General features: G+C 50.0%; 8 protein-coding genes and 2 pseudogenes. 6 read left to right on the top strand and 4 right to left on the bottom strand.

Annotated elements, in window-relative coordinates; genetic code table 11:
* Positions 1-141 precede the first annotated feature (141 nt).
* Both ACUVQO_RS21460 and ACUVQO_RS21455 read right to left on the bottom strand, forming a co-directional pair.
* The gene (locus tag ACUVQO_RS21460) at positions 142-267 is read right to left on the bottom strand and encodes a hypothetical protein (RefSeq protein ID WP_445927858.1); all 126 of its coding nucleotides are present in this window, start codon (positions 265-267) and stop codon (positions 142-144) included.
* A 14-nt stretch (positions 268-281) separates the two neighbouring features.
* A pseudogene (locus tag ACUVQO_RS21455) lies at positions 282-407 on the bottom strand (ribbon-helix-helix domain-containing protein); the annotation flags it as partial.
* Between the two features lie 128 nt (positions 408-535).
* Between ACUVQO_RS21455 and ACUVQO_RS21450 the strand changes: the two are divergent.
* Entirely contained in the window at positions 536-700 is a 165-nt protein-coding gene (locus ACUVQO_RS21450; protein WP_445927857.1) for a hypothetical protein, read from the top strand.
* Positions 690-1,187: a hypothetical protein gene (locus tag ACUVQO_RS21445; protein ID WP_445927856.1), complete on the top strand. Its 498-nt coding sequence runs from the start codon at positions 690-692 to the stop codon at positions 1,185-1,187. The genes ACUVQO_RS21450 and ACUVQO_RS21445 overlap by 11 nt, the downstream gene beginning before the upstream one ends.
* Positions 1,188-1,214: 27 nt before the next feature.
* On the opposite strand, the gene ACUVQO_RS21440 is transcribed toward ACUVQO_RS21445, so the two are convergent.
* Positions 1,215-2,054, bottom strand: a complete 840-nt coding sequence (locus ACUVQO_RS21440) for an acyl-CoA desaturase (RefSeq protein WP_445927855.1) — start codon at positions 2,052-2,054, stop codon at positions 1,215-1,217.
* Between the two features lie 194 nt (positions 2,055-2,248).
* On the opposite strand from ACUVQO_RS21440, the gene ACUVQO_RS21435 reads away from it, so the two are divergent.
* The 4 genes and pseudogenes from ACUVQO_RS21435 to ACUVQO_RS21420 all read left to right on the top strand — a co-directional run.
* Entirely contained in the window at positions 2,249-3,496 is a 1,248-nt protein-coding gene (locus ACUVQO_RS21435; protein ID WP_445927854.1) for a TetR family transcriptional regulator, read from the top strand.
* Positions 3,497-3,752: 256 nt separating this feature from the next.
* A complete protein-coding gene (locus tag ACUVQO_RS21430; RefSeq protein ID WP_445927853.1) occupies positions 3,753-4,925 on the top strand; it encodes an AAA family ATPase in 1,173 nt (390 codons plus the stop codon).
* A gap of 230 nt (positions 4,926-5,155) precedes the next feature.
* Positions 5,156-5,980 (top strand): thiazole synthase, encoded by an 825-nt coding sequence (locus ACUVQO_RS21425; protein WP_445927852.1) that lies wholly within the window; start codon positions 5,156-5,158, stop codon positions 5,978-5,980.
* Positions 5,981-6,216: 236 nt separating this feature from the next.
* Positions 6,217-6,309: pseudogene (locus ACUVQO_RS21420) on the top strand (photosystem II assembly protein Psb34); the annotation flags it as partial.
* A 134-nt stretch (positions 6,310-6,443) separates the two neighbouring features.
* On the opposite strand, the gene ACUVQO_RS21415 reads toward ACUVQO_RS21420, so the two are convergent.
* Entirely contained in the window at positions 6,444-7,838 is a 1,395-nt protein-coding gene (locus ACUVQO_RS21415) for a lipid-A-disaccharide synthase-related protein (protein WP_445927851.1), read from the bottom strand.
* Between the last annotated feature and the right edge of the window lie 215 nt (positions 7,839-8,053).

Here is an 8,053-nt window from a genome sequence, read left to right as displayed (position 1 = left end):
TACATCAAAGCCCTTTAATTGTCCCATTAAAACACTCGATCGCTCTCTATTAGGAATCCTCAGTTGATTCCGATCCTTCAACAAAACCGCCGAATTTGCAGACATACGACTTTCCCCCTTTCCTGGATGGTTTCTTAATTTCTAACAGTTCCAGACCTCTCTGACTTCTGCCAACTCCTGACACTTCTTTTGAGCTTCTTCTAACGAATCGGCCAATATCGCCTCATAGTCCGTCTGCCACTCCTCACGCTCAGGGTCGTTCAACATTAGTGCGATCGCTCCTAACTTCCTTGATTATTGGGCTTTTGGGGGGTATAGTCCCCTCTTGCCTTGGCATCCCTCAACCCTAGCTCGACCAGAAAGGTTGCAAGGTTAGCAACTGGGCGACCTTGTTGGTTGGCCCAGTCCTCTAACTCTGCTGCTGCAAAGACCTAGAACCGTGACTCAGACTCTTATTCAGCCCAAAGGTCATACCTTGCAGGAATTATCTTGGCGCTTGTCAAGAACAAGAGGGAAGCGGGTTCCTAAAAGAACCTTGCAATGGTGGCTTGCAGAGTTGTGCATAGAGCCAAACGAATTTGGTTTCTATGACAACAGTGATTTAGCCACCCTGACCAGCTTGGTTCTATTCCTCAAGCGGTACCGATTTATCGACAAGTTCAAACAATTACTGATTCAGGAGATTTCCAATGCCAATTAATACAGATGCTCTAAAGACCTCATCTCAAAGCAAATCACCAGACTTGCCCAACCTGAAGCGCCCACAGTATCCCAGCCAGCAACGGAGTGCCGATCGCTCATCTCAACCTTCCCAGTTACCGAGCGCTCCATTAGCTCAAATTGTCCAGCAAAGGCAAAGAGCCGAGTCTGCCGTTGCAAGTGAAGCAGCACTGGTCCAACATACCGCACTTGAGGATGTGCGATCGCTGGCATCCTCTGCCCATCAATCGGCTCAGGAATTGGCGTACCAGAAGACCCTGATTATCCAGTCCTACCCTGGGTTAGTTGACCAGTACACCAGTCAATACCTGCAAGAATTCAAAACCCTAGAATCCCGTGGTAAAGCTGGATTTACGTCTGGCGCTGCCTTTGAGCAACAGGTAGACAAGCTAACCGCTTTGACCCTAACGCCTTTCAGCCCTGCTGCTGCATTAGAAGGACTAAGCCCCTATGATTTCCCAGTATAAATTTTTCTGCAAATGGCCTTAAAACTCTCAACCCCGTGGAGGCATAATCACGCGACGGGCTAATCCCAGTCGTTGCAGCAAGACGATCGCCCACCAAGTCATGTCAATTTCCCACCATTTCCAGCCTGCTTTGGCAACATTGGGGTAAGCATGGTGATTGTTGTGCCACCCTTCGCCATAGGTAAGAATTGCCGCCCACCAGAGATTGCGCGAATTATCATCCGATGCGTGGCTGCGGTAGCCTGTCATATGAGTAGCGGAGTTAATTAACCAGGTGCTGTGCCAGAGGGTAACGGCTCTCACAAACAGGCCATAAATCACAAACGACCAACCGCCCAGCAGATAGAGAACAATTCCCAAAGGAATTTGGAGAAGCAGGAAGTAGCGATCGAGCCAGCGGTAAAATGCCTGCCTTTCTAAATCAGGGGCATATTGGCGGTAAATATTGTAGTCAAACACTTCTGGCCGTTGATAGAACAACCAACCCATGTGGCTCCACCAGAACCCTCGCCGTGCGGAGTAGGGATCTTTATCGATATCTTCGGTGTGCAAGTGATGGGCACGGTGACCAGAAACCCAGAAAATTGGCCCTCCCTGAACCGCCATGGCACCAATCAGGGCGATCGCATATTCCAGGGGTTTGGGTACCTGCAAACTGCGATGAGTCAGCAAACGATGGTAGCCGAGACAAATCCCAATGCTGCCAAATAACCAGTGCAGGGCGATCGCTACTCCCAGCGCTGACCAGGAGAAAAACCAGGGAGCCAGCAGCGCCAGGGCATGAATCGTTGCAAAAAATGCCACACTGATCCAATTGAAAGTAAACGACTGCTTCGGAGCGTCGTTCGTTACCGTATTAGAAGTCATGAAAATCCTTGAAATGTCAGAGTCAAACCAGGGCGTTTTTACCAACGGGCCATTGGCTTTACCGAGAGTTTCCAGCTAAATCCGCCATACTGAAGAAGTAACACTGCTGCACTCTGAAAAAATGCAAGTGTCACTTACATCTGTAAGCTTAACAAGTAATTCTCACTCCTGCAAGTGGTACTTGCACCCATACTATGGCTTTATCCCAAAACCCAACCCGGCACCGGTTGATCCATACGGCGCTGGAATTATTTGCCTCTCAGGGGGTGACCGCAACAACGACCAAACAAGTTGCAGAAGCGGCAGGTGTCAATGAAGTTACGCTATTTCGCCACTTCGGCAGCAAACATGGGCTACTGCTAGCGGTCATTGAAGAAGCCGCTGTTTTCACTCAACTGGGACAGACCCTGGTGCAGCAGGCGAATCAAACCGGGAATATCTGCCAGGCGCTGAAGGATTACGCAACGGCCTGTTTACATGCGCTCGATCGCGTTCCTGAAGTGGTACGCTCGGTCGTTGGAGAAGCGGGACAGTTTCCTGCCGAAAATCGGGCGGCGTTGGGTCGGGGATTCACTCAGGCTAATCATTATGTCGCTGAATATTTTCAAACGGTGATCGATCGTGGCCAATTGCACTCTTACCTGACGGCTGAAAAACTGGCCAGTTTGCTAAATGGGATGTTGTTAGGTTATGCCGTGATTGAGTTCACTAGCGAGTTTCATGAACTCTGGCAAGACCGGGAAGATTTTCTAGAAAATTTAGTAACCTTATTTTTACACGGCGCTGTATCTCCCGCCTCACTCCTACCGCCGCTGACTACTCCTGTCATGCAGAATGTTACCAGTGTGACCTCTGTAGTAGAGGAAGTAGCTGATTTATCTACAGATTTGGTGCATAAAATCTTACAGCAGGCTAAAAAATTGGGTTTACAAGACTATGCACTAGCCTATGTGTTATTTGGAACTGGATTAAGTACTGCTGAGATGACTCAACTAGAGCGATCGCATTACTTTCATGATGCCCATCAACAATATTTACAGATTACGGGCGATCGTGAACGACAAGTTCCCATCAACCAGTGGATTTTGGGTAAACGGTATGGCTCTTACCTGCGTAACCCCTTAACCCAATGGTTAAAAAGCCGCAAAGATAACCAGACTGCACTATTTCTCAACTCCCAGGGGCAGCCGCTCTCAGAGCCAGAATTACGCCAACAGTGGCAACTTTGGACAGCAGGATTATTAATTCCCGAAGGCCGATCGCCCGCGATCGAACAGGCACAACAAACCTGGTGTGTCGAAATGGTAATGCGAGGCATGAGCCTGGAAGATTTATCCATTCTTACGGGACGGGATCAAGCTTCACTGCAACCCTTTGCCAATCGGGCAAGAGAAAAAGCCGCATTAGAAGCCGCTTTGAGGCTGGATCAGAAAGGGGGATAAGGCATAGAAAACATAACACAATAAAGGCCCACTCCCCACCCTGTAGCTGGGGAAGAATAGCGCAGCGACACAAAGCGAAATTCCTAATTAGTTTATAATATACGCTGGGAGCCATTTCTATCATAGAGCCTCGCTAGCGTTGCAGATGCCAATCTTGCTTCCGTGGAAGCTCTAGGCTACATGCCAATTAACAGGGATTGACGCTACCTGTTCGGAGATACAGACTTCGTAGTACTTCGCATAAGTTGACATTGACATGATTGCCAACCCCTTCACTCCTGTAAATTTAGTGGGTCGGCAAGCAGAACTGCGTCAGATCAGTCAGGTGCTGACTGAGGATGGTGATCTTTTGATAGCCGGAGTACCGGGAAGTGGTCGCCGCACCTTAATTCGCTATGCGGCCCGCGAGGTCGGAGCCAGGATAATTGAGATTGATTGCCTGCGAGCCACCCACAGTAGTCGCTTTCTGACGTTGCTGGCCGAGGGAATTTTGGCGGCATTTGAGGCTCCAGAGGAATTGACCCTGATTCAGAAGTGGAGCGATCGCCAGCCCGTTGTGCTAGAGCAAGCCAGTAGTGGGCGATCGCGGCTGGTCTGGCATATCTCCCCTAAAGAAGAATGGACATTATTTCAAACACTGCTCTCGCTGCCTCAACGTCTGGCCGAGTGGCTTGGCTGTCGGGTTGTCATTGTGTTTCAAAACTTTCCTCACATTCGCTCCTGGGATCGTTCCGAGCAATGGGAGAAGTATCTCCGCCAGGAAATTCAGCAACAGAGTCGGGTCAGCTATGCTTTGATTGCCACAGTCGCTGAAAGTTGGGTGCAGCAAAGCAATATGCAGGTTGTTTTGTTGGGGCCGTTACCAGCGGACGAGGTAGCAACCTGGTTGGTAGAGACAATGGCGGCTCAGAATCTCAAATTAGATTCCCAGGCCCTCGACTTATTTTTGAATTACGTCCAGGGAGACATGGGAACCGCCATTACCGTAGCTCGTCGTCTCTGGCTTGACCATCAGGTATCTGAGTTTGAGCGATCGATGCCCGATCATCCTGACCCAGACCCATTTGCAACTCTCGCCTCCCATCCCTACCCCCCAATCCCTCACCCCCAATCCTCGATCGCCGTCCTCCAACCTCACCAGATTTATCACAGTACCCTTACCCTGGTCGAAGATCTGTCCCTGACCTTTGAATCCCTGTTAATGTTGTTGCCTTCTAGCCAGGTAAGAGTGCTGGAAAGCCTTGCTCTCGACCCTACTGACAGTCCCCATGCCCGCGAATACATCCAGAAACATCACCTCTCTCGTGGTGGTGGACTACAAGGAGCACTGGCCAGCCTGCAACAAAAAGGGTTGGTGTACGGCCCGGAGTATGGTTATCAAATTACAAGGCCGCTGCTGGCCTTCTGGCTGAAGCATCGGTTGGTGTGAGAGAATGATCAGAGGCTAGGGAGGTGGATAGAGAGATGACCCTGAAAACCCCAGGAAAATTGTGGACAATCCAGCCGTTGCCCCCGAAATGTTAAATCAACCGGGGGATCTGAGGCGGGATCTGAACAAGGAAGATTGGCGAATTTTTCTACCCTACAGTGGTCTCATCGAGATCCAACAGGGCATCCCAAGAGCGCTATTCTAGGGATGAGTAGACGATACACACAACCATGCAAACTCTGGAAAAAACATTTGATCGCCCATTAGAAAAGCCGTTGGCGATCGCGGGGCGAATCTTTCACTCCCGGCTGATGACGGGCACAGGAAAATATCGAAATTTTGATGAAATGCGGCAGAGCATTGCTGCTAGTGGTAGCGAGATTGTAACGGTCGCTGTGCGTCGGGTACAGACGAACGCTCCCGGCCATGAAGGACTGGCTGAAGCCCTGGACTGGACAAAGATCTGGATGCTGCCCAACACTGCAGGGTGCCAAACGGCTGAGGAAGCCATACGGGTGGCCCGCTTGGGTCGGGAGATGGCAAAACTTTTGGGCCAGGAAGATAACAATTTTGTCAAACTGGAAGTCATTCCCGATCCCCGATACTTGCTCCCCGACCCCATTGGCACTCTGGAAGCTGCCGAACAGTTGGTCAAGGAAGGCTTTGCTGTTTTGCCTTACATCAATGCCGATCCTTTACTGGCGAAACGCCTGGAAGAGTCGGGTTGTGCCACGGTGATGCCTTTGGGATCGCCGATCGGTTCTGGTCAAGGCTTGAAGAATGCCGCCAATATCCAAATCATTATCGAGAATGCCAAAATTCCTGTTGTTGTCGATGCTGGAATTGGAGTGCCCAGTGAAGCGGCTCAAGCGATGGAATTGGGCGCAGACGCCTTGTTGATTAATACCGCGATCGCCCAGGCTCAAGATCCGGTTGCTATGGCTCGAGCAATGAAACTGGCCACAGAAGCCGGATATTTAGCTCACCAGGCCGGACGCATTCCCATCAAAGCCTATGCCAGCGCCAGTTCACCCCTAACCGGAACTGTCAAGTAAGCAAAAGAGACGCGATTAGCCGCGTCTCTTTTGCTGATGCTCATCCTTGACTGACACAAATTTCTCTCAAGATCGTTGCGATTTGTTACGAAGTTTAATAAGCTTAATTGTAATTCATCCCTAGTGCAGTTAGGGTTAACAAAAATTGAGGAAGTTTCATGCGTTATACAGTTGAAGACGGTGGCCGCCCAAACAACTTTGCCGTAGAGCCAAAGATGTACTAGGCAGAGCCTCCCACAAATACTCAAAAGCGGAACTCCATTATCCTTGGATTAGGTGCTCTGCTGTTGGTGGGTGGCCTGATTGCGGTTGCAGCTTCTGTCTCCTGAAAAGAGTTGGCAGAAATACAGTTTGCTGATGAACGGTTTAACTCTGCTACATAAAAACAAGTATTTGATAACAGAGTGGGTCACTGAGGATACAGTGGCCTATTTTTGTGGTTTTTTCTATTTCGTGGTTTTTTCTATATAGTCTGGAACTGCTGCATCAAGCATTGAGCAATGCGGCCTGCGGCTCCTGGTATTCCCATGCGATCGCGACCGTTAGCGGCAATTCGTTCCAAAGCAGCTGTATCAGTCAGAAGGCGGTAAAGGGTGACGGCAACATCAGCCGGATCAGCCACTAAGCAAACCGATTCCCCCAGCAACCGGGTCTGGGCTTCCGCAAAGGTAGGGGTAAATTGGGGGCCTTTGCCCGGTAGGGTGATTGCAGGTTTGCCCAATCCCACAAATTGTTCCGTTGCGGTGCCTGCCATCGCGATCGCACAATCTCCCCGGTGTAAACAATCCCCATAAGCCTGCTGACTCAACCCTAAAACTGCCTGATCCCGGATAAACCACTGCGCCGTAGGGTCAGGAAAAGATTGTAGGGTAGTCTGAGTAAGTTGGGCGGCTAGAATGGATTGCCAACCCTGTAATCTCAACGGGTAGCTGAAAGACTCCAGACTCAAACTGGGAGCAATTGCCGCTAGAAATATGACAGGCTCAGGAGCGGCCATGGCAATGATGCCATTGACGGCCAGCAGAATTCGTTGCCAGTTTTCGTAAGCTTCCGGCGATCGGGAACCGGGCAGCAGGGTAATCGTGAGTATCGCTTGTTGAGAGGGAGAACGGGTTAAAACGCTCTCTGATGTTGCAGTTAGCACCGATGAAGTCTCCCGTGTACTCCTGGTGAACCGTCTGCCAACTGGCAAAGGAGCATTATCCATCTGAGCTTGAGACACTTTGGGTTCTAATCCATCCATCATGGGATTACCCAGGTCAAAAGCTGGGATGTCCCATTTCTGCAACATCCGAGTCGTGATACTATCTCTGGGAAAAACTGCTCGACATCGGGGCCGGCTCATTAACCAGCGCTCCCAGGGATAGTACACTGACCCTGACCAGCCATCTAAAAAAGTCTGAGGAAACAGCCGCCCTGTTTCATCCCGGAGATAATATTCTGATTTTGCCGTCCCGACAAACGCATAAGGGATGCCACTCAACCAGGCTAGCACTAGCGGCACAATATCTCCAACTGCTAAAATACCGCCTCCCTGCTTGGCCCACTGGCGAATTGCCTGAAACTGATGCAAGGTTAACTGCACCAGTCCGCCTTGCACGTCTCTAACAAACTGCCGCCCATCCATATATATAAAGCCACCAGATGGCATAGCCTTAACTGGCCCAATCAGCGGAATTCCCAACTGCTGATAGGCCCGTCCCTCGCCAACTAATGGTAAAGCAGCCAGTTTAGGAACTTGCGGCTGGGCTTGCAGGGCTTGCAGGATTCGCACAGCAATGACATCTTCCCCATGTCCATTACTAAGGCACAACAGTCTGTCGTGAGCGGAATAGCGAAACAAATGAGACGGTAGCAACGGTACAAGCTCCCTTCCTGGAACAATCGAAATATTCTTACTGAATAAGCCTACCTTAGAGGTTTACTAAAAGTTTTGCGTCACATCGATTTACGATCGCAATCTTTCCATTTCCTTATCCCCCATCTCGTCTCCCCAGATCTACACCCTATTGGATAGAAATATTGGCATGCAGACTTAGAAAAGGAATGAGAAAGTGACATCCTCCCGACACC

The organism is Leptodesmis sp., assembly GCF_052746595.1.
The sequence above is the reverse complement of the archived record's forward strand: the minus strand, read 5'-3'. Positions and strand labels throughout refer to the sequence as shown.